At 46.3% G+C, this 23,481-nt stretch carries 24 protein-coding genes; 5 read left to right on the forward strand and 19 right to left on the reverse strand.

Annotation, left to right across the window (positions count from 1 at the left end; genetic code table 11):
• Positions 1 to 8: 8 nt before the first annotated feature.
• The 3 genes from CHH60_RS12555 to CHH60_RS12565 form a co-directional block, all read right to left on the reverse strand.
• On the reverse strand, positions 9 to 383 hold the full coding sequence (locus tag CHH60_RS12555; RefSeq protein WP_095359467.1) for a DUF3397 domain-containing protein: 375 nt from the start codon (positions 381 to 383) through the stop codon (positions 9 to 11).
• Complete coding sequence (locus CHH60_RS12560) at positions 383 to 1,345, reverse strand: ketopantoate reductase family protein (RefSeq protein ID WP_095359468.1); 963 nt, start codon at positions 1,343 to 1,345, stop codon at positions 383 to 385. Before CHH60_RS12560 ends, CHH60_RS12555 begins: the two co-directional genes overlap by 1 nt.
• Positions 1,346 to 1,487: 142 nt before the next feature.
• Positions 1,488 to 2,138 carry an RsfA family transcriptional regulator gene (locus tag CHH60_RS12565; RefSeq protein WP_095359469.1) on the reverse strand — a complete coding sequence of 217 codons (651 nt, stop codon included), beginning with the start codon at positions 2,136 to 2,138 and terminating at the stop codon, positions 1,488 to 1,490.
• A 314-nt stretch (positions 2,139 to 2,452) separates the two neighbouring features.
• Here CHH60_RS12565 and CHH60_RS12570 point away from each other — a divergent pair, with 314 nt between their 5' ends.
• Complete coding sequence (locus CHH60_RS12570) at positions 2,453 to 2,689, forward strand: DUF2626 domain-containing protein (RefSeq protein WP_095289941.1); 237 nt, start codon at positions 2,453 to 2,455, stop codon at positions 2,687 to 2,689.
• Between the two features lie 196 nt (positions 2,690 to 2,885).
• Positions 2,886 to 3,965: a coiled-coil domain-containing protein gene (locus tag CHH60_RS12575; RefSeq protein WP_255247906.1), complete on the forward strand. Its 1,080-nt coding sequence runs from the start codon at positions 2,886 to 2,888 to the stop codon at positions 3,963 to 3,965.
• On the opposite strand, the gene CHH60_RS12580 is transcribed toward CHH60_RS12575, so the two are convergent.
• Positions 3,957 to 5,240 (reverse strand): extracellular solute-binding protein, encoded by a 1,284-nt coding sequence (locus CHH60_RS12580; protein ID WP_095359471.1) that lies wholly within the window; start codon positions 5,238 to 5,240, stop codon positions 3,957 to 3,959. The genes CHH60_RS12575 and CHH60_RS12580 overlap by 9 nt on opposite strands.
• Positions 5,241 to 5,463: 223 nt before the next feature.
• A complete protein-coding gene (locus CHH60_RS12585) occupies positions 5,464 to 6,798 on the reverse strand; it encodes a PhoH family protein (protein WP_095289936.1) in 1,335 nt (444 codons plus the stop codon).
• 239 nt (positions 6,799 to 7,037) lie between these two features.
• On the opposite strand from CHH60_RS12585, the gene CHH60_RS12590 reads away from it, so the two are divergent.
• A complete protein-coding gene (locus CHH60_RS12590) occupies positions 7,038 to 7,733 on the forward strand; it encodes a YhcN/YlaJ family sporulation lipoprotein (RefSeq protein ID WP_095359472.1) in 696 nt (231 codons plus the stop codon).
• A gap of 7 nt (positions 7,734 to 7,740) precedes the next feature.
• Here the strand turns inward: CHH60_RS12590 and CHH60_RS12595 are convergent, their stop codons facing one another.
• The 6 genes from CHH60_RS12595 to CHH60_RS12620 form a co-directional block, all read right to left on the reverse strand.
• A complete protein-coding gene (locus tag CHH60_RS12595) occupies positions 7,741 to 8,193 on the reverse strand; it encodes a pyridoxamine 5'-phosphate oxidase family protein (RefSeq protein ID WP_095359473.1) in 453 nt (150 codons plus the stop codon).
• 92 nt (positions 8,194 to 8,285) lie between these two features.
• Positions 8,286 to 9,347: an LCP family protein gene (locus CHH60_RS12600; protein ID WP_095359474.1), complete on the reverse strand. Its 1,062-nt coding sequence runs from the start codon at positions 9,345 to 9,347 to the stop codon at positions 8,286 to 8,288.
• A gap of 91 nt (positions 9,348 to 9,438) precedes the next feature.
• Positions 9,439 to 9,735, reverse strand: coding sequence for a YlaH-like family protein (locus tag CHH60_RS12605; protein WP_095359475.1), 297 nt, complete (start codon positions 9,733 to 9,735; stop codon positions 9,439 to 9,441).
• A gap of 295 nt (positions 9,736 to 10,030) precedes the next feature.
• A complete protein-coding gene (gene typA, locus CHH60_RS12610; protein WP_095289927.1) occupies positions 10,031 to 11,878 on the reverse strand; it encodes a translational GTPase TypA in 1,848 nt (615 codons plus the stop codon).
• Between the two features lie 178 nt (positions 11,879 to 12,056).
• The gene (locus CHH60_RS12615) at positions 12,057 to 12,551 is read right to left on the reverse strand and encodes a LiaF transmembrane domain-containing protein (protein WP_095359476.1); all 495 of its coding nucleotides are present in this window, start codon (positions 12,549 to 12,551) and stop codon (positions 12,057 to 12,059) included.
• Positions 12,552 to 12,846: 295 nt separating this feature from the next.
• Positions 12,847 to 13,506, reverse strand: a complete 660-nt coding sequence (locus CHH60_RS12620) for a TerC family protein (RefSeq protein WP_095359477.1) — start codon at positions 13,504 to 13,506, stop codon at positions 12,847 to 12,849.
• Positions 13,507 to 13,611: 105 nt separating this feature from the next.
• Between CHH60_RS12620 and CHH60_RS12625 the strand changes: the two genes are divergently transcribed.
• Positions 13,612 to 14,310, forward strand: coding sequence for a TerC family protein (locus CHH60_RS12625; protein ID WP_095359478.1), 699 nt, complete (start codon positions 13,612 to 13,614; stop codon positions 14,308 to 14,310).
• A 112-nt stretch (positions 14,311 to 14,422) separates the two neighbouring features.
• Here CHH60_RS12625 and thiI read toward each other — a convergent pair whose 3' ends face one another.
• The 6 genes from thiI to CHH60_RS12655 form a co-directional block, all read right to left on the reverse strand.
• Positions 14,423 to 15,664 (reverse strand): tRNA uracil 4-sulfurtransferase ThiI, encoded by a 1,242-nt coding sequence (gene thiI / locus CHH60_RS12630; RefSeq protein WP_095359479.1) that lies wholly within the window; start codon positions 15,662 to 15,664, stop codon positions 14,423 to 14,425.
• Between the two features lie 6 nt (positions 15,665 to 15,670).
• Complete coding sequence (locus CHH60_RS12635; protein WP_095359480.1) at positions 15,671 to 16,819, reverse strand: cysteine desulfurase family protein; 1,149 nt, start codon at positions 16,817 to 16,819, stop codon at positions 15,671 to 15,673.
• Between the two features lie 158 nt (positions 16,820 to 16,977).
• On the reverse strand, positions 16,978 to 17,733 hold the full coding sequence (locus tag CHH60_RS12640; RefSeq protein ID WP_095359481.1) for a lytic transglycosylase domain-containing protein: 756 nt from the start codon (positions 17,731 to 17,733) through the stop codon (positions 16,978 to 16,980).
• A 227-nt stretch (positions 17,734 to 17,960) separates the two neighbouring features.
• Positions 17,961 to 18,314, reverse strand: coding sequence for a hypothetical protein (locus CHH60_RS12645; protein ID WP_095359823.1), 354 nt, complete (start codon positions 18,312 to 18,314; stop codon positions 17,961 to 17,963).
• A 98-nt stretch (positions 18,315 to 18,412) separates the two neighbouring features.
• Complete coding sequence (locus CHH60_RS12650) at positions 18,413 to 18,631, reverse strand: DUF1540 domain-containing protein (RefSeq protein WP_095289916.1); 219 nt, start codon at positions 18,629 to 18,631, stop codon at positions 18,413 to 18,415.
• Positions 18,632 to 18,798: 167 nt separating this feature from the next.
• Positions 18,799 to 19,305, reverse strand: coding sequence for a YpuI family protein (locus CHH60_RS12655; RefSeq protein ID WP_095289915.1), 507 nt, complete (start codon positions 19,303 to 19,305; stop codon positions 18,799 to 18,801).
• A gap of 288 nt (positions 19,306 to 19,593) precedes the next feature.
• Between CHH60_RS12655 and CHH60_RS12660 the strand changes: the two genes are divergently transcribed.
• Positions 19,594 to 21,474: a S8 family peptidase gene (locus CHH60_RS12660; protein WP_095359482.1), complete on the forward strand. Its 1,881-nt coding sequence runs from the start codon at positions 19,594 to 19,596 to the stop codon at positions 21,472 to 21,474.
• Between the two features lie 114 nt (positions 21,475 to 21,588).
• Here the strand turns inward: CHH60_RS12660 and CHH60_RS12665 are convergent, their stop codons facing one another.
• A complete protein-coding gene (locus CHH60_RS12665; protein WP_095359483.1) occupies positions 21,589 to 21,846 on the reverse strand; it encodes a hypothetical protein in 258 nt (85 codons plus the stop codon).
• An 85-nt stretch (positions 21,847 to 21,931) separates the two neighbouring features.
• Entirely contained in the window at positions 21,932 to 23,452 is a 1,521-nt protein-coding gene (gene pdxR, locus CHH60_RS12670) for a MocR-like pyridoxine biosynthesis transcription factor PdxR (RefSeq protein WP_095359484.1), read from the reverse strand.
• Between the last annotated feature and the right edge of the window lie 29 nt (positions 23,453 to 23,481).

A 23,481-nucleotide genomic window follows, 5' to 3' on the forward strand; every position in this document is an offset into this window, starting at 1 on the left:
ATGTAACCTTACATCTGTTTCATTAAGTATCTAAATAAGCCAAATATAGTAAATGAGACATACCCAAAACTCATCATAACAAAGGCCATGCGCCAAACGGCCCGGAACATTCGACCCCCATCGACCTTTCCTTTCAGCCTATTTTGAGCCCCTCCAATCAATCCAAGTGCAATTAGTATGAGTATCATGGTTAAATAAAATCCAAAATTCGAATCAAATGTTAAGTTGAATAACGCCGAAACAGAGAAAATCAGAAAAACCGTAGTGACATCCATCGCGGTGCGAAGTGAAGCTCGTTTATCCTTTTTCCACCCATACATGGCCCAGTACACAATAAGAAACGGAAAAAACGGTAGTATGCTCAGCACGATAAAAAAACCCATTAACTCACTCCTTCCGGCCTAATTCCTTCGATCAGATGAAGCATTAATTCATGTTGCGGAGCAGTCAACCCACACCGATGCGCCAGTTGTACCATTTGCCCACTAATTGATTCCACTTCGGTACGCCGTCCTTGCATTACATCTGCGAGCATCGAGGATGTGTTCGAAGCGGTCGATCGACAAACGGATAGAATTTCCTCCCACATGTCGGTACCCACCATAATATCGCTCGCCTTGTAAATAGCTGAAGCTTCATCATATAAAGAGCGCATGACCTTTAAGCGATAATCATTCTGAAGCAATTCTCCGTTGGGTATTCTCCATATCGCAGTGAGTGGATTAATGACAGCATTGATCAGAAGTTTCCTGTATATCAGCTTATCGATTTGATTCGACGCTGTACAGTTAAATCCTGCCTGCTGCAATAGTGCCTCCAACCGAACTTCTTCCAGATTCCCTGAGGTGTCTTTTTCTATTTCTTTCGTATGTACATCTCTACCAAACCAGGTTTCCCCCTCACCAGCCCGTATAACCCCGTACTCCACTCTCTTGGCACCTTCAGTAGTTACCGCCCGGTATATACTGGACAATGGCAAGGCAGCTTGTATTTTCTCTATATGGCCCATCCCGTTCTGGAAGCAGACAATATTAAGGCTATACTCTTTCACCGACTCCATGATATGAATAACATCATCTATACTTGTCTGCTTAACCATGAGGAGAAGCCAGTCACCTGGTTGATCATGCCACTGAGCAGACAATTCGGTTATTGGATAGGCCTGAATATGTTGAGGAAGCAATTTAGTCTTCTTCCCTTGCTCTGTAATCGTTAGTTCGTGCACACGCAGTTCTTCCGCTTGTTCAGGCGTCCTTGTCCAAAAACGCACTGCATGACCTGCAGCCTGAAGCTTCCCTCCAAATAAAAGACCAAGTGAACCAGCTCCTACAATGTCGATCACCATGAGACATCCCTCTTCCACTCTCAATAATTACATCTATATATAATAGAACAAATATTTCAAACAAAAAACCCGTCTTACCTGCCGTTTGTAACGGAGATGTGACGGGCCTGATCAAATATCGTCATTCTTACAACTTGATCCGTTATTCAATTCGTTCCAGATTGCCGTTGGCATCCATTTTGAAACGAGTTTTTAGTTCCTCATCTTCTTCAGCCAGAAAAGCAAGCCTGCGTGCACGATCCATGATCTGAATCAATGCCTTGTAATCATCATTTACGACACGGTAATCGGTTTGCACTTCATTCACTTGTTTGGATAAACGGTCATTCTCACAACGAAGCTCATGGAGTTCATCTTCTTTTTCACGAAGTTCCTTTTCGAGCATTTTGAGTTGACGCCCATTTTCCTGAACATTACCTTTCCACTGGCGCAAAAAGCGAATTACTGCATCAATGGATAAGGAGTCTTCTGAAACTCCATCGGCCTTGTATAGGTTTTCTTCCGTATCAAGCGTAGATAGAGCTGCGACCTGTGGTCCAAGCAAAGCTGGCTGTTTTCGGAGATAACTTCTCTTTTGACGCTGTGCCTTCGCATTGCTAATGGCAGACTCATACTTTTTACGCACACAGCTGTTCCAGCGAAAACCGCAAGCGGCAGATGTTCTACCTATTTTTTCGCCAACTTCCTCGAATGCCGCGAGTTGTGTGCTGCCTTCCCGAATATGCCGCAAAGTCACCTCAGCCAAGATCAAATCGTCCTCTGTACTCCAAGCATCCTGTCTCACTGCAGTCATGCTATAATACCCTCCTAACAACATCCTAAAATAACCGTCCTCATTACCGGTTTCCCGGTTTGTGAATTAGGTATAAAAGCTGCTTCATTCATTCTTATGCCTCTCATAGAGTTCATAGAATTGATTTCATACTAAAATGTATGTCCATATTTGCAAGCACTCATACCTTACATATGGAAAAGGTGACCTATTTACTCACGGATTCAATAAAAAAAGAATTCGCTTTCATATCCAATTCTGTTTACACCTTTTTCCTTTCCCGGTATAATGTTGTGTAGACAATCTATGATCGTACATAGAGAGGAGGACTAACCGTGGCACGCATGTTTCGGGTACTCGGGTTCTTCACGCTAACGATTGGCCTGATGGCTTTTGCGGGAGATTTGGTCGAGATGGCTTTGCTTTTTTTCCTGCAGACTGCGTTTTTCGTCATTTTGGGGTATCTAAAATTCACCGAAAGAACGTACATATTGCTCTTCTGGGGTTATATGATCGTTACTTTCACAGGGTTCAGCTACTGGACTGTGTTCCAAATGGGGTTGCCGCTTTAATCCGCCAACAGCATCAAAGCGATTCGGCCATAAGCCGTTTCGCTTTTTTGTTTTTCCTTTATGGCTGTCTGATTAATGGGTTGTTTTCAGCGTTATGTATCCACTAAGGATATTTCAAGATTTCATTTCATATATTGTCTGGAAGACAGAAGCCTGTACAATGAATATTGTACTTGAAGGAAAGGAGAATGATACGGTGAACCGTCGATATAGCATTTGTGCCCTGATCCTATGCACACTACTATTTGGTCAATCTACATTGGCATATGCCTATGGAGAACCTTCACCTGAGGAAACACGTGAAATTTTGCAGAAGAGTCTGTCCATCGTGGAAATCGATCATGAAATTGAACGTATTGCCGTAAGGCAGAAGGAACTCAATCAACAGCAGGAAGAATTGAATGTTCAGCTCCAGGAACAGGAAGATCAAATACATATTCAGCAAGATCGGGCAGGTGCTGTGGTTAGGTCGTATTACACCGGAGAACGAGACAGCCTCCTCATGACGGTCCTGGGAGCCAGATCGTTCAAAGACTTGTTTATCTTATTTGATTACTACCAAATTATTATTGGCAGAGATCAGGCAGTGCTAAGCAAATATCAGGACCGTTATCGCAGCATGCAGGAAACTTCAACGAAAATAAGTCAGACCACGATAGAGCTGGAAGAACTAAAGACCAATCTGGTAAGTCAGCGAGAGCGTGTGGTTGCATTGCAGAAGGAAGTAGACGGACAAGTTTCGGCAAGCGGAAACCCGGCAGCCATTCAGAAGTTAATGGAGGAATTGACCATTTATTGGGAGAATGTTGGCATTTATGAAGTCAAACGGTATTTCAGAGCACTAGCAACGGCCATGCAAAATCTCCCTCAGTTTATACAAGAACAGAATGGCGGAATTTCCACAACCGGAACAGCTTATACCATTCGCATTGGACAAGACGATCTGAATCAATTCCTGCGTGAACAGAACCCGATTTTCGAAGATTTTGCCTTTCAGTTTGACGAGGACCGAATTACAGCCTCCGGACAGCGTGATCAGTTACAGCTCAGTATTGAGGGTCATTATACGGTAGAAAATGAACCTCAGAATTCTATCCGTTTTCATGTAGATAAACTTGTTTTCAACCAATTGGAACTACCTGATACGACAAGACGTATGCTTGAAAAGGAATTTGATCTTGGATTCTACCCGCAGAAGATTCTGTCCTTCGTGAAAGCTACAGATGTATCGACAAGCAAAGGGGTACTTGAAGTTAAGCTCGCCATATCATTTTGATGATTGCTGTATTTTTAACATGTCATTCACATACTGATTCGCAGAAATCTCTCCATGAAGAAACTGTTGAACTTTCTTATTATATTGTAATACCAGCTCCGGGTTATCCATCACAGGGGTTTCAGATGTTTTGGACACAAACCATTCCTTACCATTACCACTCATTATTTGCCCTTCGACAGAGAGCTGTTGGGACTCTGTGTTCAATTGCTGCTGTTGACCAGGCAAATGATGAGCTTGCTGATACCAGTCTGATTGCACGGAATTGGAGGTCATGCCCTCAATCCATCGACTGGCCTGCTCTGCTTCATGTGAACCCGACGTAATCACGAAACTTCTGGATGCTACAGGTGCAAGGGGTTTAAACATGATCCGATTCGTTAGACGATCTTCAGTTATTGCCGGATCATTGTTCACCAGTTGGGAAAAAGGGGTCACAACCATTAACGTTTCTTCCTGCATATCTTTATCAACAAAATCCGGGTCGGTATTTTGGACCTGAATATAAGGCTGAACCCGGTTCAGCACCTGCAGCGCCTGTTCATATCCCCCAGCTGTATGCGACCCCGTTGCCGTTTTTAACGTACTCGGAGCGACTCCAGACCCAAACTCATTTAACCAAGCATCTGCTGCATAAGCATCATCGATGTTGATCGCAAGTAACTTCTGACTCTTATTCTCCATTTGATTAATAACCCTGGTCCACTCCTCCAGGTTTTGTGGTAACCGTTCCAACCCTGCATCAGCAAGAGATTTGGACCGTGAGGCAAGAACGTAAGGGTCGAAATCAAATGGCATTCCCCATTGATAACCATTCCACTCTGTCTTTTCCCGTAATGGAGTTACCGAGTCACCTAGCGCCTTCGACAACGTTGTTGCATTTAAAGGGTACAGATGCCCTCTTTTGGCATAACCCTGAATTTCCTCACTATCAAGCAGGATTATATCCCCGCTGTCCCCTACAGCAAGCTCTTTATCCAGTATCTTCTTATATGTATCCGAGGCCAGATTCCGTAGATTGATTTTCACCACCCGCGCGGCAGCCACTTGTTTTGCGATTGCCGAGAACACCTGAAACTCACTTTCAGACATCGAAACGACAATATCAACCGGCGCCTGTTGATTCTCACTACGGGTTACTGCATTGGGAAAGGCATCATTCTCCTGATCTTGATCTTGGTTCTGTGGTACTCCTCTAAAATCAAAGCTTGGAGACAGGATCGTCAATGAAAGCAGCAGCACTGCAAATAAAACAACCTGATGTCTACGCTTCATCAACTCTCCTCCTCGCTCCCTATATTTTTCCTGTAAAGTTTATTGTAACAAAAAAGTAGTACTCCTGTCCTATCCTGCCAAAAAACATATTTTTGAGATTTTGCATACTATGAGAATACATAGGTCTGTGCAATAACTCTTTTTAAATATTTCAGCAAAAAAAGACCGGCTCCAGCGAGCCAATCTTTTTGTATATTTTCCCGGGAAATATATCCGCTTAAACTTATAACAAATCCGCCGCCAATTGAGCCAGTTTGGAACGCTCTCCTTTTTCAAGCATAATATGACCACTAATGCCCTCTTGTTTGAATCGTTCCACAACATAGGTCAGACCATTGCTCGCGGAATCCAAATACGGATGATCGATTTGTTCAGGGTCACCCATCAGTATGATTTTACTGCCTTCACCTACACGCGAAACGATGGTTTTTACTTCATGACGTGATAGGTTCTGGGCTTCATCCACAATAATAAATTGACCAGGTATGGAACGTCCGCGAATATACGTTAATGCTTCCACCTGTATACTGCCTAACCCCATCAAAATTTTATCGATATCTCCAGCCTTTTTTGTATCAAACAAAAACTCTAGATTATCATATATAGGCTGCATCCACGGTCTCAGCTTCTCTTCCTTTTCCCCTGGCAGATAACCGATATCCTTCCCCATGGGAACCACTGGCCTCGCAATCAATAACTTTTTATATTTATGATCATCCTCCACCTTAAGAAGGCCTGCAGCGAGAGCCAGCAAGGTTTTACCTGTGCCTGCTTTGCCCGTAATGGTCACGAGTGGTATATCATCATTCAGTAGTAATTCCAGCGCCATACGCTGCTGTGCATTTCGAGCACTAATCCCCCATACGTTATCATTGCTTAGGAACAGCGGCTCAAGTTTGGTTCCCTCCGTGTTGACCTTCAGCAGCGCTGATTTGTTGGTACCCATTTCATCCTTAAGAATCACAAATTCATTAGGATACAGCTTATAGGACAACTGCAATGGTTTAATTGGCAGAAAACGATATGTGTAAAACTCATCGATTACCGACGGGTGAACCTTCAAAGCTGTATAGCCTGGATATAGTTCACTGAGCCCTGCAGTCCGATCGGACAAGTAATCTTGAGTGAACAGACCGAGTACATCTGCTTTGATACGCACAAGTACATCTTTGCTAACCAACACAACCTGCCGTTCCACAACCTCTTTCTCATTTTCTTCAATTTGATAATTCAGCGCAACCGCCAGAATTCGGTTATCATTGGTAATTTCACCAAACATTTCTTGTACCCTTACAAAGCTTCGATGATTCAATTCGACCTTCAGGTTACCCCCATTGGCGAGAGGAACTCCACTGTGCAGGTGACCCAGTTCACGCAGACCATCAAGCAATCTCGAAACATTTCGGGCATTGCGGCCAATCTCATCAGCATTTCTTTTTTTAGAGTCAATTTCCTCCAGTACAACCGCGGGAATGATTACCTCATGTTCCTCGAAGGCAAAAATGGCATTGGGGTCATGCAGAAGCACGTTGGTATCCAATACAAAAATCTTTTTCATTCAATCCCCTCCAAAGCGGCGTCGTTAAAGGCATGGTTTGGAACGTGAACTCGGGAATGGCGGATTAGATCATAGGTTTTCCATGCACAAGCAGTCCTTTTTTTCCATTCCCGAGTTCATCTGTGATCGTGTGATCTTTCAGCAGCGGCATGGACAATCATGCTCCCATACATAAATGTATTCGTCTCGGACAAAATAATTGCAACATTCTGAAAAACTCCAAGAAAGGATGAACATTTATGAGATATTGGGTTTGTACGCTGCTTCTGATCTTTATACTTACAGGCTGCAACAACACTACACGTAATGCCTCTCAAGAGCAGCAAGGAACTCATGCGAGGGGGTACGGAGGGAATGTTACAACACGGCAAGATCAACAAAACGGATCCCACATGCTCTATACAGAGGATGACCGAATGAATCCTTCACGGCTTGACCGTTTCAATGAGAATACGGGTGAAGTTCATGATCTAAACGTTGCCGATGATAACCAGACAGGTCGAATGACCAATGAAAATCGAATTAATCATCTCAAGGCACTTGCCAAGCAAGTGGAAGGTGTCAAAGAAGCCAGCTGCGTCATCTTAGGGAACACAGCTGTAGTTGGCATTGATGTGGATGGCGAACTGGAACGTGCCCGTGTAGGAACTATAAAGTACTCGGTTGCTGAAGCACTTCGCAAAGATCCAGAGGGTATTGATTCAATCGTTACCGCTGATGCGGATGTTACCGAACGAATCAAGGAGATTGGAGAGCATATCCGCCAAGGACACCCCATATCCGGGTTTGCTTCTGAACTAGCTGATATGGTAGGACGAATTATTCCACAGCTCCCGAAAGACGTCAAGGTCCGTCAAAACCCAGATGAGCAGGCTCCTGAAGAGCAGCAAATGCAGCAGCACACCACCGACAAAAAGCAACAAAAAGCCCAGTGATCTCTCACTAGGCTTTTTTCATGGCAGCAAAAACCTGCTCATCTAATTTCTCAGCAGCACGCTGATCGTATATTTTGACATATTGAGGCATAGAAGATAGCTGGGCTCCATAAAACAGGGCATTTCTGACCGCTTCAATGGAGATGTCGAAACAGCACATATTAAAGGGTACATCCTGCAATGGATCCTGTCGAACAGAAGCACGTCCATTGATCGCATAAACCGTTTCTTCTCCAAATACCGTAACGGTAATCAACGGATTTTGTTTCATATTGTTCACAAGACGTGAACGATGATCCACAGCAACCCGAAGCGTGGACGCATTCTCCGCATAGATCCAGGAGATTGCGGTGGATGTCGGGCCTCCAGATTCAATGTCTACCGTATTCAGGAGTACAAACGTTTCGTTCTTGAATTGCTGCAAAAGAGATTCAGTCAATTGTGTGACGGCTTCGGACATTAAACCAGCCCTCCCTAACCTTCTTTATGCAATTCTTGATACTATGAATGATGTTATTATAACATACCCGGAAACTTGCTTCCAATCCCCAGCTACTCCGTCGCCGGAGTAGCTGTTACTTTGCCTGAGAGCGTGTCCTGCAAGGCTTGCTTCGCATTGGCCAGCTCTGTCTCATTCACATAAACATAAGGGCTTCTCCAGTCCCCAGTCACAGGCGTATAATGCACATCCGATTTGGAAATGTTCCAATACGTAGCAATAAAGTTTTTCATTTGTTCGGATTCCACGTCGGTTGTCATATTGTCATCAATCGCACCAATGACTTTGCTAATCTTCGTCACACCACCAAGCGACTTCATCTGATCCAGCATGGAGTTCAGTACCTGGTTTTGACGCTTATTACGGTCAAAGTCATTGGACTCAGCCGTTTTGGGATCACAGTTGGATTTGCGGTAGCGCACAAAATCGAGTGCTTGCTTGCCGTCCAGATGCTGATCACCTGCAACCAGATTAATATCTGTATTGTCGGCCGTATCCCGGTAACACATATTTTTGTCGACCGTCACATCCACACCACCCACGGCATCAACGGCATCGCGGAATGCCTGGAAGTTAAGCACTGTTGTGTAATTGATATCGACGTCAAAATATTTGCCCATCATTTCTTTCATCTGGTCCTCAGCATTCTTACCTGAGGTCTTCTCCTGGGCTTTAAACTTAGGATAGTATGAATTCAGCTTGTTTGCCTTATACCCTTCAAGTTCAATCCGTGTATCACGCGGCAAGGAAACAATTGTGGCGGTTTTGGTATCCGGGTTCATTGCTGCTACCATGACAACATCGGACAGATACGTTCCGGTTTCAGGACGGTTATCTGTACCCAACAGCAGCATGGTAATGGGCTTGGTCTTGGCCGACATCCCTGGAGGCACTGGTTTATCAATGCCGGTATCCGCCACCTGATTGTATACCCAGTAGAGATATCCTCCACCTACAATGATAGCAATCACCAAAAGGCTCAAAACGAATTTGGCAAATGTGCGCATCCGCTTTTTCTTTTTCGGTGGCTTGCCCTTACTGTTGTTAGACCCTGAAGCTCCGGATTGGGTTGGTGCCTGTCTACGCGGAGGCAATCCGTTCGAATTCGAGTTCATATCTTCAACACCTTTATCACATCTGTTTAGGTCCAAATAAAAGACAACCGCTTTCCCGAAGGAAAACGGATGGTCTATACAGAGACAGATTTTATGAATTTCTGGCGGCAGCTTCCGCCTTTTTCTTTTGACGACCTTCAATGAAATAGCGCACTCGCACTAACAGCATCAAACCGACGGCTACCAGCAAACATTGAATAATCGGGAGCTTGTCGATCTGAAAAACAAGAAGCATGAATGTGCCCATCGCCATCAATAGATAAAGAAAGATTTCCTTAACGAGCGGCAATTTCTGACGTACCCGAAACACCTTATTATATACGTAAGTAATCAGCACAAAGATGACGATGTAGGCTACGATCGGGTGTGATGCGAACCATGCTTGCATGCACAGTCAGCTCCTTTCGTTGTTCATGCTTGTATAAGTAAACTGGTTGATGGAACAACACGTAATTGGAATTCAAGCGAGCATTAGTGACCGTTTCAGGTTCGGATCGTTCTTTCGATCGCTGTTATCTCCAGATTTTTTGAACCATTATTCAAATGGGAAAATCCGGAGATAAAGGCGAACGCTTTGCTTCTTCAGAATCGATTCCGTTCCCTCCACTACTCTAGCTCCACAAGCTCTCATTACTTTCGGGGCCCATCAAACGTTAACTTATACTACTATTTTTTGTTAGTTATTAAGCGTTATTTTGAGCCATTTTGCGTTGTTTCTCTGCACGCTCACGCTCGGATTTGTTCAGGATCTTCTTACGAAGACGAATAGATTTCGGTGTAATCTCACAATATTCATCTTCATTCAGATATTCAAGCGCCTGTTCCAACGAGAAGATAATCGGAGTTTTAATTTTAACCGTATCATCTTTACCAGAAGAACGAACGTTAGTCAGTTGTTTTTCTTTGCAGATGTTAACAACGATATCATTGTCACGTGTATGCTCACCAACGATCATACCTTCGTAAATTTCTGTTCCTGGCTCAAGGAAGAGTGTACCACGATCCTCAACACCCATCATTCCATAGAACGTAGATGTACCCGTTTCAGTTGAGATCAGCACACCTTGGTGACGTCCACCCACTTGACCGGATACGACTGGAGCGTAGCTGTCAAATGCATGGTTCATTACACCATAACCACGAGTCAATGTCAGGAAGTTGGTGCTGTATCCGATCAGACCACGTGCAGGAATCAGGAACTCCAGACGTACTTGACCGCTACCCGTGTTGACCATGTTAACCATCTCTGCTTTACGTGCACCCAGGCTCTCCATGACGGAACCCATGCTTTCTTCAGGGATATCAATCAACAAGCGCTCAAGAGGTTCCATTTTCTTACCGTCAATTTCTTTGACGATAACTTCCGGTTTGGATACTTGAAGCTCATATCCTTCACGACGCATATTTTCAATCAGGATACCGAGGTGAAGCTCACCACGTCCGGATACGATAAATGCATCTGGGCTCTCTGTTTCTTCAACACGAAGGGATACGTCCGTTTCCAATTCCTTCAACAAACGCTCACGCAGTTTACGGGAAGTTACCCATTTACCTTCACGGCCTGCGAATGGACTGTTGTTTACGAGGAATGTCATTTGCAGTGTTGGCTCGTCAATTTTCAGAACCGGCAAAGCTTCAGGGTTGTTCGGGTCAGCAATCGTTTCACCGATGTTGATATCCTTAATACCCGCGATCGCAACGATGTCACCTGCGCCAGCTTCCTCTGTCTCAACACGTTTCAGACCTTGGAAACCAAACAGTTTCTCGATACGAGCTGTTTTGCTTTTGCCATCACGCATAATAACAGTAACGGATTGGCCTTGACGAATCACACCGCGGTTTACACGACCGATAGCGATACGTCCGAGGTATTCATTATAGTCCATCAGCGTAACGAGGAATTGCAGTGGCTCTTCAACGTTCTCTGTTGGATGAGGGATATGACTTACGATGGTATCGTAGATCGCCATCATGTTGTCATCTTGTTTGGCAGGGTCGTCTTCCATGCTGGATGTTCCGTTCAATGCGGAAGCATATACGACAGGGAATTCAAGTTGCTCATCGCTGGCACCCAGTTCGATAAACAGGTCAAGTACTTCATCAATAACCTCAGCCGGACGAGCCGCTGGACGGTCAATTTTGTTTACAATAACGATTGGAGTCAGATTGTGCTCCAGTGCTTTACGAAGTACGAACTTCGTTTGTGGCATACAGCCCTCATAAGCATCGACAACGAGCAATACGCCGTCAACCATTTTCATGATACGTTCTACTTCCCCACCGAAGTCGGCGTGTCCTGGTGTATCTACAATGTTGATCAGGTAATCTTTATAAGTTATAGCCGTGTTTTTGGCCAAAATCGTAATACCGCGTTCACGCTCCAAATCGTTGGAGTCCATTGCGCGCTCCTGTACCGTTTCGTGATCACGGAAAGTACCGGATTGCTGGAGCAACTTGTCGACTAGCGTTGTTTTCCCGTGGTCGACGTGGGCAATAATCGCAATATTGCGAATGTGTTCTCTTGAATGCATGGTTTGTATCCATATCCTTTCCAATTTCAATTCTTATCTACTAAACTTCCCGCATTTCTGCAGGTTACTCACCCAAAATAAGCGTCGGTGATATCCCGACGCATGTCTTTATCCCTTATATTATAGTTGATCATAGCTAAAAATCAAGATATTTCGCTTGGAGCAAGGTCGGACAATGTTACCAGCCCTTCCTCCCGCGCCCGCGTCCAAGCAGCAACCAGACTCCGCCCAAAATCAAAAGGATCGCCAGCACATAAATAATTCCGGTATGAAGCAGGGTGAATCCGAATAATACAATGGACAATGCCCCTATGCCCCATGCTGCAGGCAGAACAAACTCGGGTTTATAGCGTTCAGCAAGCCCATACTCGAGTAAGCCAACGGCAATGCCCAGCAAGAATGCCGGCCAGAGGTTGCCCATCAGCCCTCGGCCCCATGTATTCGTAATTCCGAACAAAATACCATACACCGTTAATATCCCTGCGGGAACAAGTGACCACGTAGGAGTAACTCTTGCATAGTACAGGGCGTGTAGCGCAATTCCCGGCAGCAATAGAAGCAATGGCCAGAAATGGCGTCCAATAAAGCCAAATACCCCAAGCTTGCCAAGCAAAATAATGATACCTGCTGCCACGATAAATATGCCGATCGCTTTTTCATTTCTCATCTTCATCTGCAATCACCTCTTATATCAATTAGGCTATGTAGGTTATAAGCTTCAACGAATTCGCCGTTTCATGATGACCAGCTTTTGTAGACCTGCCTCTAGTGTAGCCCATGTTTTTGCAAAAAACTATACTTGATGTCGCATTTCGTCGCTGTTCTTTTTATGTATTACCCTAAAGGTATTGGTCCGTCGCTTGTTCCTCAATATTCACTACATGAGATGTTTCAATTCAACAAAAAAAACCGCCTTCGGCAGACGGTTGTCTCTCCACTCTATTTTCTGCTGCATATCCAGAACGAAATTACGCATTTCGTCTGACAAACTTGTGTGCTCCCCCAACTGCTATGACCAGACCAGCCATCGCCACGGGTAGCAGTGTGTGAGCTTCCGCTGTCAAGCTACCAAGCCACTGGCCCAGCTTCGGGTCACTCATCACCATTTCACCTGCCGTGAATGCCAGGATCCCTGAGCCCGCGAATACCAGAATCGGGAATCGTTTCAACAAACCGACAATTAAGCCGCTCCCCCACACCACAATGGGAATGCTGATGGCTATTCCGATGACGATTAGTGCCAAGTCTCCATCTGCTAATGCCGCTATGGCAAGCACATTGTCCAGACTCATTACAAAATCGGCAATCAAAATGGTCTGAATCGCTTTCCAGGTCGTAGAAGCTTCCCGAATATGTACTTCGTCTTCGTTTTGAAGCAGGAGCTTCACGGCAATCCAGAACAGTAATATCCCGCCTGCTGCCTGTATAAAGGGAATCCCGAGCATTAACACCGCAGCAAAAGTTAACACACACCTTAGTACAACTGCACCAAAAGCCCCCCACCAGACCGCTTGCTTACGCTGCTTCTCCGGCAAATCCTTACTCGCAAGCGCGATGACTACCGCATTATCTCCACTCAAAACCAGATTGATCATTAGAATTTCAGTCAACAGCCACAATGTATCCATGCTTCTCCTCCCCCCACTCTTACTTGTATGTCAAAGTTGTCCATGCTATTCTTAACGATTGAACAAGCTTTTCTAGGTTCGGACATATAGAGGGAGTGACAGCATATGGAGCTTTTTAGCGCTGTTTTTTGGCTTGCTTTGGTGAAAATTGTATTTATTGATCTCATGCTGGCTGGCGATAACGCAATCGTTATCGGCCTTGCTGCACGTAATTTGCACCCTTCTGTGCAGAAAAAGGCAATTCTCTACGGGACAGCGGGTGCCCTAGTGATTCGGATTGTAGCCACAGTGGTTGTACTCTGGTTGCTTAAGGTGCCTTGGTTGCTGCTTGTAGGTGGCGTTTTGCTGATCTGGATTGCTTATAAACTATTGGCTGACCAAGGTGAAGAACATAGTGATGTTAAGGCAGGCAGCTCCCTATGGGTTGCCGTTCGCACCATCGTCATTGCAGATGCCGCCATGGGACTGGACAATGTCATTGCAGTGGCTGGCGCGGCTGAACAGCATCTGGTACTGGTTATCATCGGATTGTTGATCAGTGTACCAATTATCGTATGGGGAAGCACCCTGTTCATCAAGTTAATCAATCACTTCCCATGGATCATATATCTGGGGGCCATAGTACTCGGTTATACCGCATCCCACATGATTACAGAGGAACGCCGGCTTGTGCCGTTTTTCACCGAGCATCCTGCCCTTCGCATTCTGTTTATCGTTCTGGTCGTTGCAGGTGTGGTATTCGCAGGATACCGCAAACGCTCCAGCAGTAGACAAGGTGGAGAGCACCAGCGATCCTATTCGTAAAAAAATGATACACAAAAAAAGGACAAGCCGATTTCCCATCGGCAGGTCCTTTTTTTCCATCACAGGTAACATAGTCCTTATTATGTCATTCTACCAGTTCAAGGAAATAGAATCAGAACCAGTCTTCCTTGATTTCATTCCCCGTGTTTTCAATGGTTGCAGGAGCTGCTTCCCCTGCGTACAGAACGATGGTTTCCGTTTGAGCGACAGCTTCATCAACCCATTCAGGCAAATGGCTCATCGTTGCTTCAATTTTGTCCACAATTCGAAGATTCGGATTCGTTGTAGGTGATTTGGGTACAAACAGGGTGCAGCAATCCTCGTAAGGCAGAATCGATATATCATATGTTCCAATCTGTTTGGACAATGTAATAATTTCCTGCTTGTCCATCATGACGAGGGGACGCAAAAGCGGAAGTTCTGTTGCACGTCCGATAACATTCATACTCGGCAGCGTCTGGCTTGCAACTTGACCAAGGCTATCCCCGGTAATTAATGCCAGCGCCCGCTCACGTTCTGCCAGCTTGGTCGCAATTCGCAGCATGGAACGGCGCATCAGGGTGATGATCAGATTATCCTGACCCAGCTGGGTGAATGCCGTTTGGATCTCCGTAAAAGGAACCAGGTGCAGTTTGATGGTACCGGCATGATCAGCTAAGGCACGAGCCAGATCGATCACCTTTTCCTTGGCACGCTGGCTGGTGAACGGATAACTGTAAAAGTGTACACATTCCACTTCCAGTCCGCGCCGCATGGAAGACCACGCCGCAACAGGACTATCAATTCCACCCGACAGCAGCACCATCGCTTTGCCGTTGGTACCGAGAGGGAACCCGCCGACAGCCGGAATCACTTCATTGAAGATATAGGTCCCCTGATCTCGAATCTCCACTCGCAGTTCAATGTCCGGATTACGTACATCCACACGAAGCTGTTGAAACTTTCTTAATATCGGGGAACCCACCATGTGGTTCATTTCGTGTGAAGAATGAGGATACTCTTTCCACACCCGGCGGGTATTCACTTTGAACGTCGTACCTTCCTTGAACTCGTTTTCTCTCTCATCCATGAAAGCTACAGCCGTTTCCACGATATCCTCAAGCACAGAAGGAGTTACTTTAACCGGACTGATGGACATTACCCCAAAAACCCGTTTCAGGACTGCAATCAGCTCTGTATGGGAGTGCCCTCCCAGATCCACGTATAACCGCCCAAATTCCTTGCGCAAGCTTGCGCCTGGATATGGCTTGAGAAGGGCCCTCACTTGAGTAATAATGGTTTTTTCGAATCGTGCACGATTTTTGCCTTTTAACATAAACTCTCCAAAACGAAGAAGCAGCATATCATATTTCATTTGACTTTACATCCGCCTTTCCAACGGGCGCAGCTGCGCCACCATCTGATGCAGCGCTTGTTCCAGCAAGGCCACATCTTCTTCTGTATGTTCGTTACCTAGACTAATCCTCAATCCTCCTGATGCGTTCGCCGCATCTCTTCCCATCGCAAGAAGAACTCTGCTAGGCTCCGCAGAGCGGGAGGAGCAGGCTGATTGTGTAGAAACGATGATCCCAAGCTGCTCCAGTGTGTGGAGCGCCACTTCAGCCTTCATCCCCGGATAAGAAAAGTGAATAATGTGGGGAGCCCCATCCTTCCGGCTGTTCATTTTAAGTCCAGGAATGGTTTCAATGGTTTGCATAATCCGATCTCTCAGCACTGTGGCACGTTCAGCAAACGCGAGCTGCCGTTCTGCCGCAAGACGCATCGCTTTTGCCATACCTACAAGCAAGGGAACATTCTCTGTTCCTGCTCTCATGCCCTGCTCCTGCGAACCCCCAGACAGCAGTGGGGTAAGTTCCACTCCACTTCGTACATAGAGGAGTCCCGCTCCTTTTGGACCACGGATTTTGTGAGCAGATAAACTGTACAGATCAGCTCCCCACGAAGCAGGCTTTGCTTCCAGTTTGCCAAACCCCTGTACCCCATCCACGTGAAAAAGCACACGCGGTGCGGCACTTTTCAAACGGTTCCCTATCTCTGCAACGGGATGGATGATCCCTGTTTCATTGTTTACATGCATCAGGCTGACAAGAACCGTGTCCGGTCTTAATGCATCCATCACCTGCTGAGTGCTAACACGGCCGTCCGAATCCACGGGCAGCCAGGTTACTTCCCAGCCCCACTGCTGCAGCTGAAAAAAACTCTCATATACCGAAGCATGTTCGGTAGCCGTCGTAATGAGATGTTTTCCCCGTGTCTGATACCTAAGTGCCGCTCCTTTTATGGCGAGGTTGTTGCTCTCCGTTGCCCCGGAAGTAAACACGATCTCTTCAGGCTTAACACCAAGTGCTGCTGCGCAGCCGGAGCGCGCACGCCTCAGCAGTTGATCCGCTCGTTCTCCGTACCCATGAATGGATGACGGATTTCCATAATGCGTCTCCATAATTTCGGCCATCGTTCGAACTACGTCTGAATCAGGAGGAGTTGTTGCTGCATAATCAAAATATTTCAAATGAGGTCAGACCTCCTTCAGATGTTCTCTAAACCTACAGTGAGCATTGTAACACGATCCCGCCCCAACACAAAAAGACCAATCAGGAACAGGCTGGCTTCCCAGTATGCTCCCGAATTGATCTCCTCCTGAACTCGCAGTATACAATGATCTTGACTTTATACCGAATATTTTGACTGGGCTTTTTCCACTTTGGATATATACGCCTGTGTCTCCGCAGGCAAAAGGTTAAGAACACTCATCAGTTCACTGTCGTTTGACACGCCCAAACGAGAAACGCGCCCTGGTCCAGCATTATAAGCGGCGAGCGCCATCTTCACCTCGCCACCAAAACGCTGGAGCTGTAGGGAGAGATATTTGGTTCCGGCATCAATGCTCTGAGCAGGATCAAAGGCATTTGTTACACCGAGACCAGCTGCAGTCCCATCCATTAATTGCATTAATCCTTTGGCACCTGCGGATGATACCACGTTCGGATTGAATCCGGATTCCGTGTCAATGACAGCCTTGATCAGAGATTCAGGTACACCGTACTTGGCACTTGCCGCTGCAATCAATGATTCAAAGTCGGTTGGCACAGATCCCTTGGTATCCGCTTTTACAGTATTGGTATGCATCGACAAAGATACATTCTCACTGCTGGTGGAAGAACTCGTACTTGAATCCGTATTATACAAACTGCCCAGTTGTAACCACAACAAGCCGTCACTAGATCTTTTGGAGATGCCAATTGACGTTGAAGAAGATGTATCGCTGCTGTTCGAAGCGTTTGTACTTGCACTCAACAGCCCGTCCATCATATCGGCGAAGTCTGACGATGAACCGGCAGCTTCACCTGACACATTCGTTTGATTGGCAGCATTGGACAATTGAAGTTCCAGTAACTGCCGTGACCCGTTTGGATCAATCTGCATCTGTTTTCCCACTCCCGTATAAATAAACGTATATTATGCCTATATTCTACATCGTTTTACAAAAATCTGCCATGGTTTTCAGAAAAATAAACCCATTTATTCTTTCGTTTGCGCAAATACGAAAAAAACCTTCACCCAACCCGGATTTACGGGAAGGGAGAAGGTTCAGGTATGCCCTATTCAGTTCAAAATTGCTGGCTAAATCACGTATTTTTATCAACAAGAATTTAACGGGCAAATGGAATCATGAAGAAATAACTGATTGTAGCGAGCGCTCCGAGTCCAATGGACCAAGCTCCGGCCGTTTTACGCCCGTTTACATAAGCGTAATAGCCAAGCACGGCTGCAGCCGGACCAAGTACAATAGACCACATAAATAAGGACGCAATCCCGCAAGCTAACCCAATATAACCGGAGACTTTACCGGTTGACTCCATAACGCGATCAGCTTCATGCTTTTCCGGGACTGCTGCGGCCGGTTCAGCGCGTTCTGTACGTACAGAAGCCGGGGGAGCCACCTCTGCACCATATTCCTCACGATGTTCACGTCGTGGGTAATCCACACGTTCACGCTTTTTCACATTGGCAGGGGTGGCAGTTTTGGAACGATGAAATGGATAATCCTCTTTATTATCATTCTTCACTTCAAAGCACCTCCATAATAATTAGGGATGACTGCTCATTTGGGTTTGAATGTGTGACAGCATGTTGCCGAAGAAGTACGCGCATGATCCTGATGATCCGAATCAAACGTTTCTCCAGCAAATTCTTCATGCAAGCGACGAGTAGCATGTTGGTCAATGTCAATCATGATGGCATCGGCGTGGCAGAAATTGTTTTCTCCCCAGAAATGACAGTTGGACACACTGCATTTGACAATTGGCTTGTCTTGGCTCATTTATTTATCACCTCGACATCTATTGTCTCCCCAGTGTAAAACGGCTATTCTCTGCCGAGATGTCAGATGATGACATGAATTCAGCCACTCTTTTCTTGTCCGAAAACGCCAAAAAAACCGCCATTGCTGGCGGTTTCATTCATTTTATATCGTCGGCAAACGCTGAACTATGCGTGATTGCGTTGATTCTGCATCCGGCGCTGGGTCAAATAGTCACTTTCATAAAAGGCCAGATCATCGCGCAGTTCTTCATACGTTTTGGAAACTTCAAGAATAACATCGCGTACTGCACGAACTGGCTTGTCACGGAAGCGAATGGCATCCTGACCTGTGTACGCATATCTTCCATCTTCGGAATAGCATTCATTTTTGGGATAGAAAAAGCTGTTTACGCATTGATGATACGTATTATAGAGAGCCTTTTCGGCAAAATCGACATCAAAATTGGCACGACGCAGCACAACGCCAAGTTTTTCGTAAGAAACTTCAGAAAAAACAAGCAAATGACGGAGATCCGAAAGAAATCCTTTGTAGAAGGTTGTCGATTCCTCAGTCTGGTTCTGGTCCAGTTCAGGCAAGGCATTTTCATTCAAAAATTGTTCGATCCGATCGATAGCAGGTTTTAACTTTTCCCTAGTTGACTCACAAGTTTTCTGTACATTGGCTGCTGACATAAAGGTAGCTCCCCCTTAAATAAGTCCTTACATATAGGTCGGCCACGGTGGTTGTCCCCCTGACCTTGGATTCTCAGCTACTATCCTACCATAAAAAGATGACGAGCGGTATCCCTTAATCAACCTTTACATAACCGCCACGATCCTTACCCATTAAGCGAAGTCTGCTCCGTTTTCACCTGCATAAAAATAACCGCTTTTCCTAACGATAGAACTATGCCAAGGACAACGATGAATACAGGAAACTCATGACTGCTGTCCAAAATACAAGAGGAGGTTATATTCCCCATGTCCAGACCTAAATGGATAAACTGGGCCATCGCCGCCGGTGCAGGAGCGCTTGCACTGACCCTGCTGCTTCCGACATCCAACCGTCCTGCACCTGAGCCGAGTGCCATGCCCGATGCTCCTCATGAGGAACATGCAAACAAACAGCGTTTAAAAGTCCAGGATGTGAAAGCAACAGATTTGTTGACACGTATGGATGCCAAGCAGCATCTCAGCTTAATGCTTGAAAAGAGCGCCAGTATGAATGAAGCCGAGTTCGGTCGATACGTTCAGGATTTACAGCGTACACACGATCATATTCGTTCCATTGATGTGCTGGATAGCAAAGGCACCGTCAATAAACATTTTGCCAAAGAATCGGGTAAAGGAAGCAAAGTGGAGCAGCAAAAACTGGACCACTCCCTTAACCTTGCGAAAAAAGCGGTAATGAAACGCCAAAGCTTCGAATCTTCCTCATTTCCTCTAGGCAAAGAAAAATATTTCGTCATGGGCCTGCCCTCCAAGGATGGGAACAAAGCGGTTGTTGCACTCTTTAGCCAAAGTGTCTTGAATGCGGTGGAACAACATCAGCGCAAAAATCTGCGCATGATTCCTTACCCGCGTGAAGGCAAATTCAAAATCGAATCCGTACACCCAGATACCCTTAACGAAGTCACGGTAAAAACAGGTCATGATAATGCCAATGCCAGCCATTTTTATGAAAATGAAATCGTTATTCGTTTCCGACAGGAGCCGGGTGAACGGGATATGCGGATCATCAAATCCGATTTGCGCACCCAATCTGCGCGTAAGCTGGGATACACTTATGTTTTTCGTTCAGAACACATGAACTACGAGCAGCTGCATTCCTACTTTGAACGCAAATGGAATCCGCTGTATATGGAACCCCACTACATGTATTTAACCAATGGAGCGGCACCTGAACAAACCGATACGGACGTAACGATTCCCAACGATATTTTGTTCACGGATTATCAGTGGAATCTCCCCGCCATTGAAACCAACAGGGGCTGGAATATTACAAAAGGGAAAGAAGACGTTATTGTTGCCGTAGTGGATACCGGAGTGGACCTGAATCATCCGGACCTGAAGGGCAAGCTGCTGGAGGGTTATAACGTCGTTGATCCGAAGAGCAAGCCGCTTGACGATGTGGGCCATGGTACACATGTAGCCGGAATCATTGGCGCTATTGTCAATAACAGCGAAGGCGTGGCCGGAATGAGTTGGTATAACAAGGTTCTTCCCGTGAAGGTACTGGACAATTCGGGTTCAGGAACCACGTATGCCGTGGCTGAAGGCATTATTTGGGCTGCGGACCACGGTGCCAAGGTTATCAACATGAGTCTGGGCAATTATGCAGATGCCCAATTTCTCCATGATGCCATCAAGTATGCCTTCGATCGCGATATTGTTCTGATTGCTGCAACCGGGAATGATAACACTGAACGGCCTGGATATCCTGCCGCTTATCCCGAGGTATTCGCAGTGTCGGCTACCGACCCGGATATGAATAAGGCTTCGTATTCCAACTACGGCGATTATGTGGATGTAATGGCGCCTGGCACCAGCATCGCTAGCACCTATCCCAATAATCAATATGCCGCCCTATCCGGAACGTCAATGGCCAGCCCCCATGTCGCTGCACTTGCTGGGTTAATTCGTTCGTTGAATCCGGATCTAACCAATACGGAAGTCATGGACCTGATGCGTCAGAGTGTCATCGACCTTGGTGACCCCGGTCACGACAAGTATTATGGTTATGGTCAGGTCGATGTCTACAAGGCCCTTCAGTCCGCTTCAAGCAACAGTGCACCCTTACAGTTCTGGCCTCAGCATGTAAGGCAGCAGATGGATAACACGATGAAAAAATATACGAAGTAGCCTTTTGTGGCGTGATACCCCAATTGCTTCGTGTACAAAAATAAAAGCAGCTGCGCCCCGGGGCGTATGCTGCTTTTTGAGCTGTTCTCTATTTCCCCGGGGCACCCGCTGCGACTAGCGTTTGCGGGACGATGTGCGGGCTTTGCCGGATTTTTTCACGGATTTTTTCTTGCTGTTATGGCTGGATACATAGCAAGGATCTTCTTCTTTGACAACGACAGGGTACAAATGGTGATGAACTGGCACACAGTGCGTTTTTTTGATGACTTCAATCGGGTGGATGACAGGTACGATCTGCGGAACGTAGTAATCCTCAACAACCTGGATCGGGTCACATACAATCGGGCAAAGCGGTGGACAGTAATGGTTCATTTAAAACCAACTCCCTTTCAAGTGATACTATAACGTATTGCACCAGGACGAAAGTGGATTGGATGTATGTCCTTGTTCCAAAAAATTAAATGAGCGGGAGCCTGTCCGCTGCTGTTCCCCCCTGCCTAGGCATCACCCTCTGAATAACACCGCACAACACGCGAAGCCCTTCACACAACCCCTTCAGATCCGTTACCGTATAGCAGATTCGCAGACTCGCCGTATCCGTCTCACCTACATAACAAGCAGATCCCGGCAAAAAAGAAACGCCTGCAGCCAGAGACTGACGGTGCAGCTCCCGCATATCCAGACCATCTGGCAGCTGAAGCCACAGGTTTAACCCACCTTCAGGCAAGACCCAATACATACCAGGTACACGGTATTCCTCCAGAACATCGGATGCTGCCTGTAGTCTGGCGTACAGCTCTTCGCGTAGTCCAACGATATAGGAGCTATACTGATGCTGAATGAAGGATTGAAGAGCCTTTTGTGTAAGCAAAGGACTGCCCAGATCTGCCGTGGATTTGGCTGCGACCAAACGGGTCAGCACACTCCCTTCAGCGATGGCACAGGCTACGCGGCAACCTGGAGACAGCACCTTGCTGAAGCTTTTGATGTAAACGACATGGCCTGTAGTATCCATCGATTTAATGGACGCAGGAGGTGAGTCGCGGAAATACAGATCGGCGAATGGATCATCCTCCAAAATGAGACAGTGATAACTCTGGGCCAGATTCAGTAGTTGTGCTCGTCTTCTGGCACTCATCGTTACACCTGTCGGATTGTGGTATGTAGGTATGGTATAAATCAACTTTGGCGGGTACGTGTCGCAGAGGCGTGTCAACAGATCTATACGCATGCCTTCATCATCCATTGGCACGGTAATGATTTTGGCTCCCCTGCTCGTAAATACATCAATTGCGCCCGTGTATGTAGGAGCTTCCATGTAGACTACATCTCCAGGCCCAACGAAGGTGCGGGCAACTAAGTCGATTCCCTGCTGTGTCCCACTTGTAATTAGCATTCGCTCTGGGGAGACTTGCAGACCCCTTTCGGCAAAATGGCCTGCAAAGGTCTGGCGAAGTTCCCGATCCCCCTGAAAAGAGCCATACGCGGCCATGCGTTCAGGGTGGTCGGAGGACAGCAGATAGGCACTATTAATAATTTCAGTCGTTGGCAGCAGCTCAGGCTGGATGGCTGACATATGCAGTTCATATTGAACCTGAGGAGAAGCATCAAAATGCCGCCAAAGCTGCGCACGCGGCAAATAATCCACAAGTGCCATCTGCCAGTTCCACGGGGTATTATTTTCGTGATTTCGCTCGGTTTGCTGTTTTTTATCTATATCCCCCGTTTGATCCATCTCTTGTGCCCCGCGTACATAGCATCCTTTTCCCTGTGAACAGGTTATCAGCTGAATGGCTTCCAGTTCAGCATACGCCTTTGACACGGTAACGAGACTTACTCCCAGGTCCGCGGTCATTTTACGTACAGACGGCAGACGTGTTCCAGGCTCAATCAAACCTGAACGGATCCGATCTGCGAGTGTAAGCGCGATCTGAATATACAACTTGGTACTGCTTCCCCGTTTCAATTCAATGTGCATCTGCCCGCTCCCCCAACTGTTATCATCCA

Source organism: Paenibacillus sp. 7523-1 (assembly GCF_002276415.1).
Taxonomy (GTDB): Bacteria; Bacillota; Bacilli; order Paenibacillales; family Paenibacillaceae; genus Paenibacillus; species Paenibacillus illinoisensis_A.